Annotated in this window: 20 protein-coding genes; 9 read left to right on the forward strand and 11 right to left on the reverse strand. The window is 71.1% G+C overall.

Translation table 11 applies throughout. The features are described from left to right. Window positions 1-546: 546 nt before the first annotated feature. The 8 genes from VNT59_RS09735 to VNT59_RS09770 all read right to left on the reverse strand — a co-directional run bounded on the left by VNT59_RS09735 (window position 547) and on the right by VNT59_RS09770 (window position 7,672). Window positions 547-1,881: an ATP-binding protein gene (locus VNT59_RS09735; protein ID WP_325498135.1), complete on the reverse strand. Its 1,335-nt coding sequence runs from the start codon at window positions 1,879-1,881 to the stop codon at window positions 547-549. Further along, a complete protein-coding gene (locus VNT59_RS09740; RefSeq protein ID WP_325498136.1) occupies window positions 1,878-2,549 on the reverse strand; it encodes a response regulator transcription factor in 672 nt (223 codons plus the stop codon). Before VNT59_RS09740 ends, VNT59_RS09735 begins: the two co-directional genes overlap by 4 nt. Before the next feature lie 17 nt (window positions 2,550-2,566). After that, the gene (locus VNT59_RS09745; RefSeq protein ID WP_325498137.1) at window positions 2,567-2,800 is read right to left on the reverse strand and encodes a PepSY domain-containing protein; all 234 of its coding nucleotides are present in this window, start codon (window positions 2,798-2,800) and stop codon (window positions 2,567-2,569) included. A 37-nt stretch (window positions 2,801-2,837) separates the two neighbouring features. Beyond that, complete coding sequence (locus tag VNT59_RS09750; RefSeq protein WP_325498138.1) at window positions 2,838-3,344, reverse strand: glycine zipper 2TM domain-containing protein; 507 nt, start codon at window positions 3,342-3,344, stop codon at window positions 2,838-2,840. A 101-nt stretch (window positions 3,345-3,445) separates the two neighbouring features. Beyond that, on the reverse strand, window positions 3,446-3,853 hold the full coding sequence (locus VNT59_RS09755; protein WP_325498139.1) for a hypothetical protein: 408 nt from the start codon (window positions 3,851-3,853) through the stop codon (window positions 3,446-3,448). 120 nt (window positions 3,854-3,973) lie between these two features. Next, the gene (locus VNT59_RS09760; protein WP_325498140.1) at window positions 3,974-5,728 is read right to left on the reverse strand and encodes a DUF4382 domain-containing protein; all 1,755 of its coding nucleotides are present in this window, start codon (window positions 5,726-5,728) and stop codon (window positions 3,974-3,976) included. A 35-nt stretch (window positions 5,729-5,763) separates the two neighbouring features. Further along, on the reverse strand, window positions 5,764-7,197 hold the full coding sequence (locus tag VNT59_RS09765) for a hypothetical protein (protein WP_325498141.1): 1,434 nt from the start codon (window positions 7,195-7,197) through the stop codon (window positions 5,764-5,766). A gap of 262 nt (window positions 7,198-7,459) precedes the next feature. After that, window positions 7,460-7,672, reverse strand: a complete 213-nt coding sequence (locus VNT59_RS09770) for a hypothetical protein (RefSeq protein ID WP_325498142.1) — start codon at window positions 7,670-7,672, stop codon at window positions 7,460-7,462. A 151-nt stretch (window positions 7,673-7,823) separates the two neighbouring features. On the opposite strand from VNT59_RS09770, the gene VNT59_RS09775 reads away from it, so the two are divergent. The 3 genes from VNT59_RS09775 (at window position 7,824) to VNT59_RS09785 (ending at window position 9,145) form a co-directional block, all read left to right on the forward strand. Further along, window positions 7,824-8,435, forward strand: a complete 612-nt coding sequence (locus VNT59_RS09775) for a hypothetical protein (protein WP_325498143.1) — start codon at window positions 7,824-7,826, stop codon at window positions 8,433-8,435. A 146-nt stretch (window positions 8,436-8,581) separates the two neighbouring features. Then, window positions 8,582-8,815 (forward strand): hypothetical protein, encoded by a 234-nt coding sequence (locus VNT59_RS09780; RefSeq protein ID WP_325498144.1) that lies wholly within the window; start codon window positions 8,582-8,584, stop codon window positions 8,813-8,815. A gap of 105 nt (window positions 8,816-8,920) precedes the next feature. Further along, window positions 8,921-9,145, forward strand: coding sequence for a hypothetical protein (locus tag VNT59_RS09785; RefSeq protein ID WP_325498145.1), 225 nt, complete (start codon window positions 8,921-8,923; stop codon window positions 9,143-9,145). Between the two features lie 59 nt (window positions 9,146-9,204). Here VNT59_RS09785 and VNT59_RS09790 read toward each other — a convergent pair whose 3' ends face one another. Further along, window positions 9,205-10,131 (reverse strand): LysR family transcriptional regulator, encoded by a 927-nt coding sequence (locus tag VNT59_RS09790; protein ID WP_325498146.1) that lies wholly within the window; start codon window positions 10,129-10,131, stop codon window positions 9,205-9,207. 112 nt (window positions 10,132-10,243) lie between these two features. Here VNT59_RS09790 and VNT59_RS09795 point away from each other — a divergent pair, with 112 nt between their 5' ends. After that, the gene (locus VNT59_RS09795) at window positions 10,244-11,221 is read left to right on the forward strand and encodes a tripartite tricarboxylate transporter substrate binding protein (RefSeq protein ID WP_325498147.1); all 978 of its coding nucleotides are present in this window, start codon (window positions 10,244-10,246) and stop codon (window positions 11,219-11,221) included. A gap of 22 nt (window positions 11,222-11,243) precedes the next feature. Further along, window positions 11,244-12,407, forward strand: a complete 1,164-nt coding sequence (locus VNT59_RS09800; RefSeq protein ID WP_325498148.1) for a mandelate racemase/muconate lactonizing enzyme family protein — start codon at window positions 11,244-11,246, stop codon at window positions 12,405-12,407. Between the two features lie 82 nt (window positions 12,408-12,489). On the opposite strand, the gene VNT59_RS09805 is transcribed toward VNT59_RS09800, so the two are convergent. Next, on the reverse strand, window positions 12,490-12,852 hold the full coding sequence (locus VNT59_RS09805; RefSeq protein WP_325498149.1) for a metalloregulator ArsR/SmtB family transcription factor: 363 nt from the start codon (window positions 12,850-12,852) through the stop codon (window positions 12,490-12,492). 161 nt (window positions 12,853-13,013) lie between these two features. On the opposite strand from VNT59_RS09805, the gene VNT59_RS09810 reads away from it, so the two are divergent. The 4 genes from VNT59_RS09810 to VNT59_RS09825 all read left to right on the forward strand — a co-directional run bounded on the left by VNT59_RS09810 (window position 13,014) and on the right by VNT59_RS09825 (window position 17,804). Beyond that, window positions 13,014-14,408 (forward strand): tetrathionate reductase family octaheme c-type cytochrome, encoded by a 1,395-nt coding sequence (locus tag VNT59_RS09810; RefSeq protein WP_325498150.1) that lies wholly within the window; start codon window positions 13,014-13,016, stop codon window positions 14,406-14,408. Between the two features lie 146 nt (window positions 14,409-14,554). Then, on the forward strand, window positions 14,555-16,324 hold the full coding sequence (locus tag VNT59_RS09815; protein WP_325498151.1) for a DUF3373 family protein: 1,770 nt from the start codon (window positions 14,555-14,557) through the stop codon (window positions 16,322-16,324). 13 nt (window positions 16,325-16,337) lie between these two features. Next, window positions 16,338-16,658: a hypothetical protein gene (locus tag VNT59_RS09820; protein WP_325498152.1), complete on the forward strand. Its 321-nt coding sequence runs from the start codon at window positions 16,338-16,340 to the stop codon at window positions 16,656-16,658. A 12-nt stretch (window positions 16,659-16,670) separates the two neighbouring features. After that, window positions 16,671-17,804, forward strand: coding sequence for a rhodanese-like domain-containing protein (locus VNT59_RS09825; protein ID WP_325498153.1), 1,134 nt, complete (start codon window positions 16,671-16,673; stop codon window positions 17,802-17,804). Window positions 17,805-17,850: 46 nt separating this feature from the next. On the opposite strand, the gene VNT59_RS09830 is transcribed toward VNT59_RS09825, so the two are convergent. Beyond that, window positions 17,851-18,954, reverse strand: coding sequence for a phospholipase A (locus VNT59_RS09830; RefSeq protein ID WP_325498154.1), 1,104 nt, complete (start codon window positions 18,952-18,954; stop codon window positions 17,851-17,853). Window positions 18,955-19,004 lie beyond the last annotated feature (50 nt).

Genomic DNA, 19,004 nt, shown 5'->3' on the forward strand with positions numbered 1-19,004 from the left:
GTTGCGTGGCAACCGTCAGCGAGCCGGGAGGAGAGGTGCTGCATCCGGTGCGGGTCTCGTGGAATCCGCGGGTCCGGCCTGCTTCGAGCGCTACCTCTTCCTGGGCCGCGATCTTAGTAAGACGCGGACTACAGCGCACTAGGCCAATACTGACAAACCGTAAGTGACCACCATGTTTTTCTTACATTGCTGAGTGGGTTCGAGATTGCGCGCGCGGCAGGGCAAGCGGTCGTGCAAACGCAATGGCCCGGCAGCTCAACAGCAATAAGCCGTGGTGAGCAAGGGATAACACGAGGCCGAAGCTCATCGGTACGAAACGGTCAGATGTGCAACTGTTGAGATAGGGCGAGCCGCGAGGTTGAGCCAGGCCTGCAGCTCGGCGCTTACTGCCCGTGCCTCAACACGCACTTGTTTACCGGTCGCGTGTGACTTGTTCCTGGCATTCAACTGCGACCAAGGGTCTTTTCGCGCGACCCTCCAAGCCAGAGGCGGTGGTCGCGACCGAGTGCGCTTGGCGGTGCGCGGCGCCTGCGGCGGGCCGGCGGTTCAGGCCGCGGGCAAGACGATGTCGACCTGCGCGCCGCCCAGCGCCGCGCGCGTCAGGCGCAACTCGCCGCCGAGGCTGGCCACCAGGTCGCTCACGACGGCCAGGCCGACGCCGTGACCCGGCACCTGTTCGTCCATGCGAACGTGCAGTTGCAGGATCGCCTGCGTGTCGGTGAAGCCGGGGCCGTCGTCCTGCACGCTGATCACCAACTGGTCACCAGCGTGCCGGGCCTGCGCGGCCACCTGGTGCTTCGCCCATTTCGCCGCGTTGTCCATGAGGTTCCCGAGCAGCTCGAAGGCGTCGCCCTCGTCGATGCGCCATTTCAGGTCGGCGGGGCAGTCGATGACGAAACTCAATGCCTTGTCGGCGTAGACCTTGGCCAGCGAGTCGCGGATCCGGTGGAGGACAGGCGCGAGCGGCAGCGGGGGCACGAACAGCGCGGCGCCGCTGGCCGCCGCCCGACTGAGCTGGTGCTGCACGATATCGTCCATGCGGCCCACCTGCTGCGCCACCGCCGCGGGCAGCTCGGCGGGCTGCGCCATGGCCGTGCGCAAGACCGCCAGCGGCGTCTTCAGGCTGTGGGCCAGGAAACTCAGCGCTTCCCGGTAGCGCGTCTGCCGGATGCGTTCCTGCTTGACCAGGGTGTTGAGGTTGCCGGTGAGCGCGGCGATCTCCGCCGGATAGCGGCCCTCGATCTGCAGTTGCTGGCCGTTCTCGATGCGCGCGATCTCGTTGGCCACCCGCCGCAACGGCGCCAGCACCCATTGCAGCAAGGCCGTGAGCGACGCCAGCAGCAGCAGGCCGGCGGCGCCCAGCCAGCCCCACAGCGTGCGGCCGAAGACCCGGATCTCGCGATCGAACTGCGACTTGTCCTCGAGGACCGACAGCACCAGCGGGGCCGCGGCGCCGCGGCCGGCCCAGTTCACCGCGTAGGTGGCGGCGAGAAATCCGGCGCCCGGCCCGGCCAGCGTCTCGTAGCGCCACTGGCCGACCGGCACGCTGCGCCCGAACGGCAGCGCCAGGCCCAGGGTGGATGGCGATTGCCAGTCCTGGCGCCGCGCGACGTTGACGACGTTCGCGTACAGGCCGGACCCCGGCAGCGACAGCCGCGGTTCGGTGAACGCGGGCGGCATCACCAGCGCGCCGTCGGCATCCAGTTCGGCCCCGGCCAGCAGCAGGTAGATGGTGCCCTGCAGTTGCGCGAAATGCGCGGCCCGCACGCTGTCGCCGTGGGCGCGCTGGACCGCCAGCCCGGCGCCGGCCATGAACGCGAGCAGCACCAGCGCGGCGCCGAGCAGCAGCCGGACCCGGATCGAAACGGCGTCCAGCCTCATCCGAGCGCGAAGCGGTAGCCGCGCCCGCGCACGGTCTCGATCGGCACCAGCGTGCCGCCGGGATCGAGCTTGCGCCGCAGCCGGCCGACCAGCACCTCCAGCACGTTGCTGTCCCGGTCCTCGTCGTGCGGGTACAGGTAGTCCGACAGCTCCTGCTTGCCGACCACCCGGCCGCGCTCGCGCACCAGGTATTCCAGCAGGCGGTATTCGAACGCCGTGAGCTCCAGGGTCGCGCCATCCAGGCGCGCCACCTGCGCCGCGAAATCGATCGTGAGCGGACCGAGCGCCAGGACATCGGAGGTCGCCTTCAGCGACCGGCGCAGCAGCGCCTTGATCCGCGCGGCCAGTTCGGGATATTCGAACGGCTTGACCAGGTAGTCGTCCGCGCCTGCTTCCAGCCCCGTCACCTTGTCCTGCCAGCTGCCGCGTGCCGTGAGGATCAGGATCGGGATCGCCCGTCCCTCGGCCCGCAGGCGCTGCACGACGGCCAGCCCGCTCAGCTTCGGCAGGCCGAGGTCGACGATCGCGAGGTCGACCGGATACTCCTGCGCCTGGAACAGGCCGTCCGCCCCGTCCGCCGCCTCGTCGACGCGGTAACCGTCGGCCGCCAGCTGGCGTGCCAGTCCCTGGCGCAATGCCGGATCGTCTTCGATCAGGAGGAGCCGCATCGCTGGCAGGGCGGCCGTTACAGCGCCTTCCCGGTGGCGACATCGATCAGGATCACCCTGACCTCGCCCTGCGGCGTGACGACCTTGACGCGCCACACGGCGCGGCCCGCGGACTCGGCCTTGTCCACCGCCAGCACCCGGCCGCTGGTGAGCCGTTGCGCGGCGGCGGCCGCATCGTCGCGGCTGACGTCGGCCCACGCGGGCACGGCGATCACGGCCAACGCCAGGATCAGCGGTCGGAGCATGTTCATCGGGCGGATCGTCCTGTCCATGGGTCGGCCGATCGTACTACCGCACCACCGGGTCGACCGACACCCGCACCTGCAGGTTCGGGCCGGGCTGTTCGTGCATGAACGTCGTGTAGTACTGGCCGCGGTACTCGTAGCCGACGCGGTAGCCGGCGATGCGCGACTGCACCTCGTTGACGGTGCGGCAAGTCGTCACTTCGCGCGGCACCTCTTCATAGGGCGCGGGCCGGTTGCCGTTGGCCACGCGATCGCCGGCGAAGGCGCCGACCACCGCGCCGAGCGCCGTCGCCGCCTCGCGGCCGTGGCCGCGGCCGACCTGGTTGCCCAGCAGCGCACCGGCGACCCCGCCGACGATGGCGCCGCCGTACTGCGGGCCGTCGTCGGTGCGCCGCACCTCGCTGACCCATTGGCTGTTGCACTCGTTGCGCGGCACGGTCACGCGTTCGTACTGCGGCTCGACGTTGCGCACGCGGGCCGAGTCGACGAAGGTTTCGGCGTGGGCGCCGGCCGCCGCGGCGATCAGGACAAGGGCGATGTGCTTCTTCATGAGGGCTCCTCTGGTTGGTGGATGCATGGTGCGGGTGGCCGGGTGAACGAAGGCTGAACGGATGGCGCGCGGCCGCCGCGAATGCGCCGCCGTGGATCAGGTCACCAGCGCGCCTGGCCGGGACTGCAGCGCGCCGGCGCCCAGTAGTTGGGCGTCCACTCGGGCGGGCTGTTCACGTTCCAGACCGCGGCCGAGACCCGCCGCGCCACGTACAGCTCGCCGCGCCGCCAGACGGTGTCGCCCGGGAGGTAGCGCGCGTCGGGGTTCCAGCGAGCGGCGCCGCAGGCGCCGCGCCGGCCGCCGCGCTGCTCGTCGCGCCAGTCGTGGCCGTAGCCCTGCTGAGTCAGGTAGACGGGAGGCTGGGCCACGCTCACGACGGGTGCCGGCGCCGGCATCGGCAGGCCCACGGAGACATGGATGTCGGTGGCTGCGCTGGCCGCGGCGGCGGCGCCGAGCGTGCCGAGCGCCAGTGCGGCGGCGCGAAGGCTGGATTGGATTGAGCGGTTCATCGGGTGCTCCTGGCTGCGATGAAGCCACTGTGCCCGCCGGTCGCTGAACGAAACGTGAACGGCAGCGCGGCGCCGGGCGCGCCTTCGCGGCGAGCCAGGCGCGGTGCACCACGGGGCCTGCTAGCGCAGCGTGCCGGCGTCGAACTGCCGCTCGAAGACGCCCCAGCTGTCGCCATCCTGGCCGAGCGACAGCCAGGTGACCGCGAAGCCGCCGGCCGGACCGGCCGCGACCCTCGACGACTGCTGGTCCGACAGCGTGGTCAGGTTGACGCGCATGGCGCCGGCCGGCGATCCGTCGGCGCCATAGCGCCTGGCGTAGACGTCCTTGCCGGTCGTGTCGGCGTGGTTGGCCGTCCACGTCACGAGATAGCCACCGTCGGCCATCGTCGCGACGGCTGCCTCGCCCGGGTCGCCGCCGGTGGGGTCGATCCCCACGGCGCCGCCCAGCGGCGTGTCGTCGGCGCCGTACCGCTGCGTCTGCAGGACGCCGGCGAGCGAGCGCCAGGCGAGGACATAGCCGCCGCCCCGAAGCGCCGCCACGGCGGGCCGCTCGCCCCAGTTCGTCACCTGCCGCAGCGGGCCGGCGGCGCCGCCCGCCGCGTCGAAGCGGGCCAGGTAGACGTACATCGTCGTCTTGCTCATCACGTCCCAGGCCACCACGTAGCCGCCGTCGGCCAGCGGCGTGACCGCCGCGTCGGCCAGCCAGTAGCTGCTGCTGATGCCCTGTTCCGGGCCGAGCGCGATCCCGTCGGCGCCGTAGCGGCGCGCGACGATGCCCGGCAGGGCACCGGGGAAGGCGCCGCCGGTGGAGTGCTGCACTTTCCACACCACCACATAACCGCCGCCGGCCAGACCGGCGACATGGGGCCGCGTCTGTTCGAGCGCGGCCTGCGTGTCGACCTGCTGTTCGGCGCCGATCGGCGCGCCGTCGCTGCCGAATCGCTGCAACCGGATGCCCAGTCCGCGGCCCGACGCGGCGCCGACGCCGTCCAGCACTGCCCACGCGACCACATGGCCGCCGTCGGCCAGCGCGGCGACGCTCGGAAAGGCCTGGTCGGTGGCGGTGGCGGCGCTCACCGGCGTCTCGCCGCCCACCGGATCGCCGCCCGGCGCGTAGCGCCTGGCGTAGATGCGGGTGGCCCCGCCGGCGGGCGCCGGCGAGCTCCAGACGACCACCGGCCCGCCGCCGGTCAGCACGGCCACGTCCGGCTGCACCTGCGCGCCGGCCGTCGTGGTGTTCACCTGGTGTTCCGCGCTGTCCACCACGGCTGCCGCGGGCATGGGGTGGGCGGCCAGCGCGGACTTGAGCAGGTAGCGCCCGCCGTGGCCGGCGCTGACGACGGAGCGGCAGGCGTTGAAGTCCAGCGCCAGGTCGGCCAGCGCGCCGGCCGGCACGTCGAAGTCGCGCTGCAGCTTGAGCACGCCGCCCGAACCCTGGATCGCCAGCGGCAGCGGGCTGCCGCCGGCCGGTTGCACGGCATTGGCGATGCCCGCTTCGGCGCCCGTGTTGGCGGACAGGACGAGCTGCACCTGCGCATAGCGTCCCGCCGACAGGGGCGGCAGCCCCAGTTCGCGCAGCAGGCCGTCCCCCAGGTGCAGCAGGTCGATGCGGCGGGCCGGCGCGAGCGTCAGCTCGGTGGCGGTGCCGGGCCCGCCGCCCGGGCGGTCCTGGATCCGAACCGCCATCACCGTGACGTAGACGTGTTCATAGCCGCAGGCGGACGGGTCGGACGGCGCCCGGCGCAGGCTGCCCGGCGCTGGCAGCTCGCCGCCCACGGCGTCGGCTGTCACCTGCACCGTCACGTCGCCGCCACCGCCGCAGCCGGCGGCCAGTGCCGCCAGCGCGATCGCCAGCGCCCCGAGCATGCGCTTCATGTGGTCTCCCATTCTTCACGCAGCGGCCGGTCGACTCACGCGGCCTTCAGGCAGTTGCTCATGAACTGCCGGTGTTGCGATCCCTGCAAGGCGGCGGCTGCCGTCCGGCAGGCACGGACCGTCGCCTGCCAGGACGCGGCCCGCGCCTGCAGCAGTTCCAGATACACGTCCAGGTCCCCTGCCGCCGCGGCGGTTGTCGTCCAGCCCAGCGCGAGGCCGCCACCGGCCAGCGCCGTCGCACGCGGCACGACGCCGTTGGTGGCGATCGCGAGGGCGGCGCCCACCGGCACGCCGGCGCCGTCGTAGCGTTGCGCAACCAGCTGGGGCTCGGCGGGGGGCGGCGCGCTGTCGTTGCGCAAGACGACGAAGCCGCCGTCGGTCAAGGCAGCGATCGCGGCGGCCGGCGCGATCGCCGTTGCTGCGAGCAGCGCGCCGGCGTTGTCCAGGATCTGCAGCGGGCCGGCGCCGGCCTTGACCGACCAGCGCACGTACCCGCCGCTGGCCAAAGGCAGCAGCGAAGTCCCACCCGGGTCGGTCTGGCCGCTGGCTGCCGCGGGAATGGTGGCGGTGCGCTCGGCACTGTCGAAGGGGGTGAAAGCGGTCGACTGGATCCCCATGTCCAGGCGCGTCAGGGCGGCCAGAAAACCACCGTCCGGCAGGGCCGCGAACAGGGTCGATTGCACGCCCCAGCCGCCACCGCCGACCGCGACCAGCCGGGCGCCGCCCTGCGCCGCGCCCTGGCTGTCGTAGCGCTGCGCGAAGAATTTCATGAGCGGCGGATAGGCCGGCTCCTGCTCCTTCGCGGTCCAGGTCACGAGGTAGCTGCCGTCGCTCCAGGTCGTGATGGCCGGATCGAGGAAGCTGAATTGCGTCGGGTTGGCAAACAGGTTCCTCTGCAGCGCCGTCACCTCGAGCGGTCCCCCGACCGCGGCCCCGCCGGTATCGAATCGCTCGGTGGACACGCTTTGGCGGACCAGGTATTGCGAGGCGGACACCGATACCACGGTGAAGGTGCTGTACGCCAGCAGGATGCTGCCGTCGGCCAGGACGGCGACGTTCGCGTCGGGACGGGCCGCGACGTCGAACGCAATCGGCGTTTCGCTGCCCAGACCCTGGCCGCCGGCGTCGTAGCGCTGCATCGACAGCCGCTTGCCGCCGGGCGTGCCGCCCGGCTCGCCGCTGGACAACCAGGCGACAGCGACGCCGCCATCGGCGGTCGCGCCCATGGCGCGCAGCGTCTGGTCGCCGGGCTGGGTCGTGTTCACGCGGCGCACGCCCAGGGGAACCAGGGTGGGGTCGGCCGCCGCCTTGGGGGCCGCCAGGCTGCTGGCCGCAGGGGGCTGCGCGAGCGGGTCGGCCGCGCCCCCGCCGCCGCAGGCAGCCAGCGAGAGGAGGAGCACCGTCGCGGCGACCACGCATGCAACGCCAATCGATGCCGGGTGCGTGCGCTGGGCGCCGAGGATGCTCATGGTTGGTCTCCCGTCGACGGGCCGCCGATCCACCGCGACGCGCTGCGCATCAGGCTTGCCCTCCACCAGTAAAGCCCGGCGGCAGCGGCATGGTGCTTGCACCGGGGTAAGAGGTGCTACCGGCCTGTAAGTGCGTTTCGACGAACCTCGTCGCGAGCGCTCGGGCGGGCCGCGGCGCACGCGTCGATCACGCATGCCGCCGCGCGGGCTCGACGCCGCACGGCGCGATGGCGCCGCGTCGCATCGGCCGCGGCGCGGCGGCTCAGCCCGGGCCGGGGCGCGAGCGCAGCGTGGCCTGGTTGAGGGCGATCGCCTGCATGACCGCGGCCACGAGCGCGTCGTCCTGGTGGTGCGGGCGCACCTCCTGCACGATCTCCAGCGCGCAGTCGAGTTGCTCTCGCGCCAATGCGGCGGCCGTCTCGAGGCTGCGCTGCCAGTCTGGCGTGAGGTCCGGGCTTCGTGCTTCGACTTCCATAAGCGCCTCCGCGTTGGATCCCGCAGATTACGCCGGCGCCGCGGCGCGCACAACGCCGGGATGGCGGCCCAGCGCGGCAGCGATGGCGCCGCCGGATGGCCCCACGGCCCCGGAAAGCGCACTACGATGGTGGGGTTCCAAGCGAGGATCCATGCAAGGCGGTGCGCACCTTCGATCCCCCGGCCCGCCGGGCCTGGCGGCGCCGGAGCGCTTTCCGTGGACTCGCCTGGTCACGGCCGTGTTCGCGGTGGCCATCATGTTGCCGATGAGCTGGCGCGCCGCGCGACCGCCCGGCGAGATGGTCCGGCTGGATCCGTTGCCGCCGCCGCGGCTGACGCAGGTGGTTGCGGTGGACCTGCAGGGGCCGCGCGAGCCGGCGGCGACGCCGTGCGAGGCGACGGCGCCCTCGCCAGCGCCGCCGGCGCCAGCGCCAGCGCCGCCGGCGGCCACCCCGGCGCCTCCCACGCCAGCGAAGACCGTCGCCGAGCTGGCAGCGCGGCGCCACGCCCGGCGTCCGCCAGCCCATCTACGGACGAAGTCCCGTGCCGTGGCGCAGCGGGCCGCGCCCGTGGACCCGTGGTCGATGTCCTACGACCCGATCGCGCAGGCGAAGCTGACCCGCCGCCGGTCCGAGCTGCGCCGCGAATACATCGCCGCGCGCGAGCAGGTCGCGGCCTTCACGGGCGAGGACAGCGGCTCCGCCTATCTTGCGCGCCAGGGGGGACGCCAGCCGTCCCGCCAGCGGACCGCCAGCCGCATCTAGAGAGCATTGTCACGCCCGTTCGGGACAAAGCGACTACGCCCGCGCTGCCGCGTTGCTTCACGATGGCAGTTCACGCGCGCCGGCCGTGCCTGGCACCCGCCATGGCGAGCTGCCGGTGAACTGCCGGTGAACTGGGAGACTGCGTCATGAGCAAACACGTTCCGCTGTGCCCGCCGTCGACACCCGCCGGGGACGCCGACCTCGCGGCGCCGCCGGGCGAGGCCCGCGCCACCGACGGCATCGTGCCCATCAGGGTGATGCCGGACGCCGCCAGGCACGAAGCCGAAGTGCTCGCCTACCTGCAGTCGCTGTGCGAACGGCGCGACGCCGCGCAGGCCGATCCGTTCTCGGACCTGGCCTGGGCCACCGGCACCAGTTGAGCGGCGGTGCCGCGCGGGCGTGCCGCCTCCCCGCACCGGTGACTGCCGGTGGTAACAGGTCTTATCAACCGCCGGCGTTCGCCGACGGCTGGAGACAATCGCCGGATGAAGATGATGTACACGCCCAAGGGCGCCACGGGACCGGAGTTCGAGATCGAAGCCGATCGCTTTGGCAGCTACGCCATCAGGCTGAACGGGAAAGTGATCAAGCGGGTGACGGCGCTGAACGATTACCTGGGCAAGCCGAAGTGGGGGAGCCGAAAACTGGAGGCGAGCGCGCTGGAGGACGCCATCCAGGACATCGAGGCGTTCGCGGCCAGGGAGCGGTGAGGCGCCGTGGCCGGACAGGCTCGCCACCGGCAGTCGGCGCTGGCCGGCCGGCCGCCGTGCTACCCGTTCGCCGCGATCCTGCGGGCCGTGGAATCCAACGACGCACAGAGCATGTCGACGAAGGCCGTCACCCGCCGTGAAGTCTGGTGCCGTTGCGGGTAGACGGCATAGATGTCCGCGGGCGGCGTCGCGTACTGCTCGAGCACCTGGCGCAGGCGCCCGCTGCGCAGGTACTTGGCGATATCCCATTCGGCGCGCATCAGGATCCCGTGGCCGTCCAGCGCCCAGGCGACGGCGATGTCGCCGTCGTTGGTGCTGAGCGAGCCGGTGACCTTGACCGCCGCGCTTCGGCGCGCCGAGGCAAGGCGCCACATGCCGTAGGCATCGTCGCCATGGTGGATGCTGATGCAGTCGTGCCGCACGAGGTCGGCCGGCGTGCGCGGCGTGCCGTGCCGGGCCAGGTAGGCCGGCGCGGCGCACAGGAGCCGCCGGTTCGCGGCGAGCTTGCGGGCGATCACGCGCGCGTCGGGCGGCTCGCCGAAGCGCACGCAGACATCGTATGCGTCCTCCGACAGCGGCGGCGGCGTGACCGAGAGGTGGAACTGCACCTGCACTTCGGGATGCGCCTTGCAGAACCTCGAGATCACCGGCGCCACGTGGCTGCGCCCGAAACCCAGCGTGGCATTGACGCGAAGCAGGCCGCGCGGCTCGGCGGTCGCCCGGCTCAACTGCTGCTCCAGATCGTCGATGTCGGCCAGGATGCGCCTGGCCCTGGTCAGGTACGCCTCGCCTTCGGGGGTCAGGCCGATGCGCCGGGTCGTGCGATTGAGCAGCTGCACGCCCAGCCGGGCCTCCAGCAGCGCCAGCCGCCGGCTGACCGCGGGCGTGGTCAGCCCCAGCTCGCGGGCCGCGGCGGACAGGCTGCCGCACCGCATCAGGACGTGGAAGAAGGCCATTTCCGCCGAGGCGTTGGCGATCGCGATCATTGTGAAGTCCGGTTGAAGAATGGTGTAAGCGCGCTGACGATTATTCAGCCGAACGCGAACGTACAGTTTTCCGCACGGCCTTCCCGTCGCAAGGCCCCACCGAGGAGCCAAAGTGAACCGTTCGCTGCCATCCCTCTCGCGCCGTTCCGTCCTGATCGGCCTGTCGGCCCTGCCGCTGGCGGGCCAGGCCCAAAGCTACCCGTCCAAGCCGGTTACGCTCGTGGTCGGGTACGCGCCGGGCGGCACCACGGACATCGTCGCGCGGCTGGCGGCCCAGGCCCTCGGCGCCGCGACCGGCAAGACCTTCATCGTCGAGAACAAGGGCGGCGGCAGCACGACGATCGCGACCGGCTACGTCGCCAAGGCGCCGGCCGACGGCTACACCCTGCTGGCCAACGAGATGACGCAGACGATCGTGCCGTCGCTCTTTCCGAAACTGGCCTTCGACCCGATCAAGGACCTGGCCGCGGTGACGGTCTTCGCCGAGGCGCCCTACGTGCTGGTGGTCAACGCCAACGTGCCGGCGAAGAACCTGCGCGAGCTGGTGGCGCTCGCCAAGGCCCAGCCCGGCAAGCTCAACTTCGCCTCGGGCGGCGCCGGCAGCGGTCCGCACATCGCCGGGGAACTGCTCAAGAGCGTGGCCGGCATCGAGATGACCCACGTCGCCTACAAGGGGTCCGGGCCCGCGGTGCAGGACCTGCTGGGCGGCCAGGTGGAAGTGCTGATCACCGCGGCGCCCACCGTGTCCGCGCAGCTTGCCTCGGGCCGCATGCGGCCGCTGGCGGTGGCGCACACCAAGCGGCTGTCCTCGCTGCCGAACGTCCCGACCGCGGCCGAAGCCGGCTTCCCTGAATTCCGCATCGCCAACTGGTTCGGCCTGGCCGCGCCCAAGGGCACCCCGCCCGACGTCATCAACTACCTGCAGGCCGAGGTGCAGAAGATGATCAAGCGCCCGGACGTGCGCGAGAAGCTGCTGGCGGCGGGGGCCGAGCCCGTGTCCATGACGCCGGCCGAAGCCAATCGCCACATCGAAACGGAAGCGCAGCGCTGGGCCGAGCTGATCCAGAAAGCACGCATCAAGGTGGACTGAGCCACCGATCACGAAAGACCGAATGAAGATCGCCAAAATCGAGCCCCTGCACGTGGGGCAGTTCATGTACGCCCGGGTGACCACCGACGAAGGAATCGTCGGCTACGGCGAGGCCGGCACCTGGGGCCACATCGAAGCCGCGGGCGCCTGCATCCGGCGGTTCGCCGAATACCTCGAGGGCAAGGACGCGTTCGCGATCGAGCATCACTGGAACGTGATGCACCGGTTCAGCTACTTCCAGGGCCTGGCCGAGAACGCCGCGATCTCGGCCATCGACATCGCGCTGTGGGACATCAAGGGCAAGGCGCTGGGCGTGCCGATCTACGAGCTGCTGGGCGGGGCGGCCCGCCGCAAGGCCCGCATCTACGGCCACATCTACGAGAACACGATCGAGAAGATGCTGGTCGAGTGCCGGGCCAAGATGGAGGCGGGCTTCAACGCGTTCGGCCACCTCAACCCGTTCCTGGACGAAGGCCACGACCAGGTCTATTTCAAGACCCACATCAAGAAGATGCGCGACGCCATCGACAACACCAGGCGCATGCGCGAGGTGGTCGGCGACCGCGTCGACCTGCTGGTCGAGATCCACCGCCGGCTCACGCCGGCCGAGGCGATCGTGTTCGCCCGCGGCATCGAGGAGACCCATCCGATGTTCATCGAGGATCCGATCCGCCCCGAGAGCGCCGATGCGATGGCGCGCGTGGCCGAGAAGATCCACATCCCGATCGCGACCGGCGAGCGGTTCGCGACGATCTACGAATTCCAGGCGCTGATGGCCCGCGGCGGCGTCGAGTACGCGCGGGTGGACGTGTGCCTGTGCGGCGGCATCACCGGCGCGCGCAAGGTGGCCGCGATGGCCGAGGCCCACCAGGTGCAGGTGGTGCCGCACAACCCGCTGTCGCCCATCGGCCTGGCCGCCTGCCTGCAAGTGGCCGCGGCGATCCCGAACTTCGCGATCCAGGAGTACGCGACCGGATTCGAGGCCGGGATCTTCGAATCGCGGCCCGAGCACCTGGGCAGCAATGTCGTGGACAAGGTGCCGCTGCCCGAAAACGGCTTCGTCGACATCCCCTCCGGCCCGGGGCTGGGCATGAACCTGCTGGCGGACGCGCAGAAGATCCGGCCGCCGCTGTCCAAGCCGATCTCCATGCGCCCGCATTTCGACGGGTTCGTCGTCGACCAGTAGTCGGGCCGGCGCCGGCGCGGCCGGCGACCGGGTGCGGCGCGGCGCGCGGCACGAAGTGGTCGCCCGGCCCGCCGCCCGGCGGTCAGCGTCCGCGCTGGCCCGCCGCGCGCGCCGCGTTGCCGACGGCCCGGCGCTGCGCCGCCTGCTCGGTGAAGCGGCGATCGAGCTGGGTGCAGACCAGGTCGCACAGGCGGTAGACCGTCTCGTCCGCGAAGTGGTAGTAGGCGCTCGTGCCGCGCTGGGTCTTGGCCACCAGCCCGCACTGGGCGAGCACGGCCAGATGCTTGGACACGTTGGCCTGCGTGCAGCCGGTCGCCGCCGTGATCTCGCCCACGTTGCGTTCGCCGTCGCGCAGGTGCCTGAGGATGCGCAGCCGCATCGGCACCGACAGGGCGGCGAAGTAGCGGGCGACCAGCGCCAGCGCGTCGTCATCGAGGTTCTTCATGGCGTCATCCCCTCAAAAACCGGTGGTCCCGTCCGGCGACAGTCCATAACTGTATCGACATATAGCTGATTTGGATCAAAGTGGCAAAGCGATCCGGCTCCTAATTTTGTCCGGAAAGGGGGTCGGACCACATGCTCACCCGGTGTCTTGCAGCCTGTTCCATGGCCGTGTTGCTCCTGGGCGTCGCGCACGCCCAGGCGCCGGCCAAATCTTCCGCGGCGCCGCCGCTGCATGCCAGATTCAAGATCCTCAAGCAGGACTTCCGCTCCGGCCCCGAGGTCACCAGGGCCTGCCTGACCTGCCACAAGGAGTCGGCCAGGCAGATCCACAAGACCCAGCACTGGAAGTGGGAGTACGTGAACCCGGCCGGGCAACTGCTCGGCAAGCGCCACGTCGTCAACAACTTCTGCACTTCCACGGCCACCAACCTGGGCGCCTGCGCGTCGTGCCACGTCGGCTACGGCATGAAGGACGCCAAGACCTTCGACTTCACTTCGGAAGCGAACGTCGATTGCCTGGTCTGCCATGACACGACCGGCCGCTATGCCAAGCCTGGCGGCCTGGCCGGCCACGTGCTGACGCAGGACACCGAGCTGCTGCCCGGCTCCGGCAAGGTCGTCAAGGGGATCAACCTGTCGTCGATCGCGCAGGCGGTGGGCCGCAGCAGCCGCGCCTCGTGCGGCAGCTGCCACTTCCTGGGCGGCGGCGGCGACGGCGTCAAGCACGGGGACATGGACTCGTCGCTGGAAGCGCCCGACGCCGCCCTGGACGTCCACATGGATGCCAAGGGCCTGAACTTCAGCTGCGCCAGCTGCCACCGCACCAGCAACCACGACGTGCCGGGCAGCCGCTACGGGCCGATGGGCGTGACCCTGACCTGCACCAACTGCCACAGCGAGGCGCCCCATGCCTCCAAGGACATCAACCGGCACAACGCGAAGATCGCGTGCCAGACCTGCCACATCCCGACCTTCGCGCGCGGCGGCGTGCCGACCAAGATGGTCTGGGACTGGTCGACCGCCGGCCAGCGCGGCGCGGACGGCAAGCCGCTGGTGCGGCGCAATGCCGAAGGCTACGAGGTCTACAACGGCATGAAGGGCGACTTCACGCTCGCCGAGAACGTGGTGCCCGAGTACGCCTGGTTCAACGGCAAGGTGACCTACACCCTGGCGCGCGACAAGCTCGATCCGAAGAAGGGCCCGGTGGCCATCAACCGGTTCGAAGGCAGCCCGACCGACGGCAAGTCGAAGATCTGGCCGGTGAAGGTGTTCCGCGCCAGGCAGGCCTGGGACCCGGTCAACCGGACGCTGGCCGTCACGCACCTGGCCGGCAACGACAGCACCGCGTACTGGACCAACCTCGACTGGCCCAAGGCCGTGGCCACCGGCATGGCTGCCGTCGGCGCGCCGTTCTCGGGCCAGGTCGGCTTCATCGAGACCTACAGCATGTGGCCGATCACGCACATGGTGGCGCCCAAGGCCAAGGCGCTTGCCTGCGAGGCCTGTCACGCCGAGAACGGCCGCATGAAGAACGTGCCCGGCGTTTCGCCGGAATGAGGGCGCGGCGCGCGGCGCGGCGACAGCCGCGCGGCCGCCCACGACAACAACAGCGCGCACACCGGCGCGCCGCATCGAAGAGGAGGGGGCCACCGCGCGAGGGCGCCGGCGGTCCCGGAGGAGCTCATCCCGACAAGGAGCAATCGATGAGCAGGAGAAAGCTGTCCCGCGTCATGGCCGCCGTGGCGGTCGTGCTCGCGCCGATGGCGGCCGCGGCCGCCGAAGAAGACGTGCTGAGGAGGATCGAGGCGCTGTCGCGCGAGATCGAGCAGCTGAAGGCCCAGGTGCGGGCCACCGAGGACAAGGCGGCGAAGAGCCAGGCCGACGTCCAGGCCCAGGCCAGGCGCAGCGAGGAGCGCTCGCTGGAGCGCTGGCTGACGGTCGGCGGCGACTACCGCTTCCGCGTCGACAGCCTGCGCGGCGAAACGCGCCCCTTCACGGACGTCGGCGCCACCTTCGCCAATGCGCAGAACCGGCTGCAGGGCGACTTCTTCGCCAACCCCAGCGGCGCGTCGGCGTACTTCGGCGCGCCGCAGGCCGGCGGCATGAGCACGGCCGGCGCGCTGTCCGGTCTCATGGCGTTCGCCCAGGGCATGAACGCGGTGCGCACCTACAACGACGCGCTGGCGTTCCTCGGCGCGCCGCGCAACGCCGGCATGGCCCAGGGCATAGGCGCCTTCGCCGCGCAGGTGCCGGCGCACAAGCCGAAGAACGACACGCTCTACACCAACCGCCTGCGCCTGGACCTGCACGCGAAAGCGACGCAGGACGTGAGCGTGACGACGCGCCTGGCGATGTACAAGACCTTCGGCGCGCAGGACGATGCCGCCGTGGTCAACGGCGGGGCGGCGCCGTTCTTCGCCGACCGGGTGGGGGTCTTCGACGGCACGGTGGGACACCTGCCCTCCAGCGGCCAGGTGAGCGTCGACCGCGCCTACGGCACCTGGAGCAACATCGGCGGACGCGACCTGTGGTTCTCGGTGGGCCGGCGCCCCTCCACCAACGGCGCGCCCGGCAACCTGAAGCTCAACGAACCGCGCCCGGGCAACGGCGGCACGCCTTCGCTGCTGGTCGACTATGCCTTCGACGGGATGACGCTGGGCTACGCGCCGGACATCGACAACCTGCCGGGCGCGTACGGCAAGATCTGCTACGGCCGCGGCTTCGAGAGCGGCCTGCGCCGGACGCCGGCCAATTCGATCGCCGACACCGACATGCTGGGCATCTCGCTGGTGCCGATCGACAGCGACAAGCTGCGCGTCTGGGCGCAGTGGAATCGCGGCTTCCACATCTTCGACGCGCCGGCGATGAACGGCACCTACTTCGGCACCACCGCCCCGAAGGCGGACCTGGGCGACATCGACTGGTTCGGCGTCGGCGCGATGAGCACGCTCAAGAACGTCGGTCCGGGCAACCTGAACTTCTTCGGCGACGTCGCCTTGAGCGTCACCCGCCCGAACCAGAACGTGTCGGCGGCCTTCGGCTTCCAGGGCCTGCTCACCGGCGGCTTCCTGGCGCCCGAGGCGGCCAGCCGCAAGCGCGGCAACGCCATCGCCGTCGGCCTGCGCTACGACCTGCCGTCGCGCACCAAGATCGGCCTGGAGTTCAACCGCGGCTCGAAGAACTGGATCACGTTCGCGCCGGCGGCCGACGACATCTGGACCGCCAAGGCCGGCACGCGCGGCGACGTCTGGGAGGCCTATCTCATCCAGGAGCTGGCCGGCAAGCCGATCTCTTCGTTCGGCTCCAAGGCGTTCTTCAAGCTCGGCGCCCAGTACTACGACTTCAAGTACACGGGCAGCAACAACTGGGTCGGCGCGCCGGTGCGCATCAGCGACATGAACGGCCAGTTCAGCGCGCTGACGCCGCTCAGGAAGGCCTGGGACATCTACGGCACGTTCGAAGTGAAGTTCTGAGAAGGATCGAATCATGAGCACGACATTGGCAGGCGGCTTGCGGGTCGCCGTTCTCCTGGCGGCGGCATGGGCCGCGCAAAACGCCGCGGCGCAGGACGTGACGGTGGTGGGGCCGGTCACGAAGATCGAGCTGGCGGCCGACGGCGCCTCGGCCGTCGCCACCTTGAAGGACGGCAAGTCCGGCGCCGAGGTGAAGCTGAACGTCACGGACGAACTCACCCTCGACAAGTTCAAGGACAAGCGCATCGTCGAGGGCGACGAGATCCGCGCCCGCTTCCAGCAAAGCGGCGGCGGCAACGCCAGCAAGTCGTTCCGCAAGACGGCCGGCTGCTGAAGGGAGGGCTGCATGAAGACACGGACCAGGACCGCCCTTGGCGCGGTCATCGCCATGATGATCTTCTGCCCGGCGCTGCCCGGTGGCAGCGCCACGGGGCCGGCCGCCGCCGCCGCGCAGACGGTGCCGGACGCGGCCGGCCGCTACCCGCACCAGGTCGACACGGCCACGGTGAAGCAGTACGCCGTGCTGCCCAAGCGCGAGGACGTGACCATCGTCGATGCGCGCCCGGCGGCGCGCAAGTACGACCTCGGCCACATACCGACGGCGATCAACATCCCGGACAGCCAGTTCGAGCAGCTGGCGCCCAAGCTGCTGCCGCCGGACAAGTCGCAACTGGTGATCTTCTACTGCGACGGGCCGGAGTGCATCCTGAGCCACCAGTCGGCGTTCAAGGCCGGCCGGCTCGGCTACACCAATGTGCGGGTCTACGCGGACGGCTTCCCCGGCTGGGTGCAGGCCGGCCACCTGGCGGCGGTGAGCATCGCGCACCTGAAGAGGCTGCTGGACGAACAGTCGCCGCTGACGCTGGTGGATGCCCGGCCCAAGGAGCGCAAGTACGACCAGGGCCATATCCCCGGCGCCATCAGCCTGCCCGATTCGCAGTTCGACGCGCTCGCGGCCGCGCGCTTGCCGGCCGACAAGGCGGCGCCGCTGTACTTCTATTGCGACGGGCCGACCTGCAAGTTGAGCAACGATTCGGCCGAAAAGGCCGTGAAGCTCGGGTACCGCAACGTGAAGGTCGTGCCCGAGGGCTGGCCCGGCTGGCAGCATGCGTACGGCGCCGCCGGCGTCGGCGCGCCGGCGATCGTCGCCGGCAAGGAGCCCGGCACCATCGCCGTCGAATCGTTCGAGCGCATCTACCGCGAGGCGCCGCAGACGGTGCACCTGATCGACGTGCGCGACCCGCAGGAGTTCGCTGCTGGCACCTTCAAGGGTGCGCTCAACATGCCGGTCGCCACGCTCGAGGCCAACCTCGACCGGCTGCCGGCCGACAAGCCGATCGTGTTCTTCTGCGGCGCCGGCGGCCGCAGCGGCGAAGCGCACGACCTGGTCAAGGCGGCGCGCCCGCAGCTCAAGACCCTCTTCCTGGACGCCAGGATCAAGTGGACGGCCAACGGGACGTACAGCATCGCCGGCAAGTGACGATGCCCGGCCGCAGCAGCCCTGGCGCCGCGCCGCGGCGGCGACGCTAGAACTGGAACAGCGTCAGACCCACGCCGACGCTGGTCTGGCGGTGGTTGTAGTCGAGCAAGGTCTCACCATAGCCGCTGAACAGCTGCGCGTACCAGCGCAGGCCGGCCGGCTGCGAACGGCTGACGGGGTAGGTCCAGTCCAGCTGCAGCGACCCGCGGCGGCCGGTGGCCGCGTGGGTGCGCCAGGTCAGCGACGCCGTCGACAGGCCGGGCAGCCAGGAGGCGATCACCTCCGTGTTGCCGATGAAGCTGGCCATGTCGGGGTTGTCGTCGTTGGTCTTCTCGCCGATGCGCCGATAAGCGCGCAGCAGGAGCCCGAACTCGCCGCGGTCGAACGCGGCCGTCGCGTGCACGCGGTTCCAGCTGCGCGACAGCGCGCCGCCCTGGCCATTGGACTGGTGGGCGATCCCCAGTTGCGCCATGCGCCAGCGCCAGCCGGCGCCGAGCGTGCCCAGGCTGGCCGGCACCGGCACGACGTAGATCGCTTCGGGCTGGTAGTCCGTGCTGCGAAAGGGCGACGATTCGCTGGGCGTCCATACCTGCCACAACGACCGTTGCGTGAAGGCGAACCAGAGGTCGGCGTCGGGCAGCACCAGGCCTTGCGCCACTTTCGCGCGCAGCGACACCTGCAGCTTGGCCTCGCTGGCGCGATACGCCGGCCGGTCGGTGACGGTGCCGCGCGTCGGGCTGGCCGGGCTGCGGTTGATGCTGGAACTGGTGTGCAGCGGCAGCACGAAGTTGGGCAGGTAGGTGCGCACCACGAACGTCCCGCGCTTGGTGGCCGGCGACAGCTCCCACGCCTTGTCGAACACGGTCGCCACGGGCGCCGTCTCGGACGCTGCCGCAGCGGGCGGCGTCACGGGCGCCAGCGCCGTGCCGGGCGCCGGTGCGGACGCGGCGGGGACGGCGGGAACGGCGGCGCCCGCCGCGCGGAACAGCCTGTCGTAGCAAGCCAGCCGGCGTGCGTCGTCGTCCTCGTGCACGCAGTCCGGCAGCGCCTGCGCGGCCGCGCCCGCGACGCCGGCGCCCAGGCAGACGGCCGCGCCCCACTGCCATGTCGCACTGCGTCCCCAACGACGCCCTCGATTGCCGATCTCCACTGCGCACCTCCCGGGCCGATGATACGCAGCGGCCGGCGGGCAGGCTCTGG

Source organism: Ramlibacter sp. (assembly GCF_035554825.1).
Taxonomy (GTDB): Bacteria; Pseudomonadota; Gammaproteobacteria; order Burkholderiales; family Burkholderiaceae_C; genus Ramlibacter.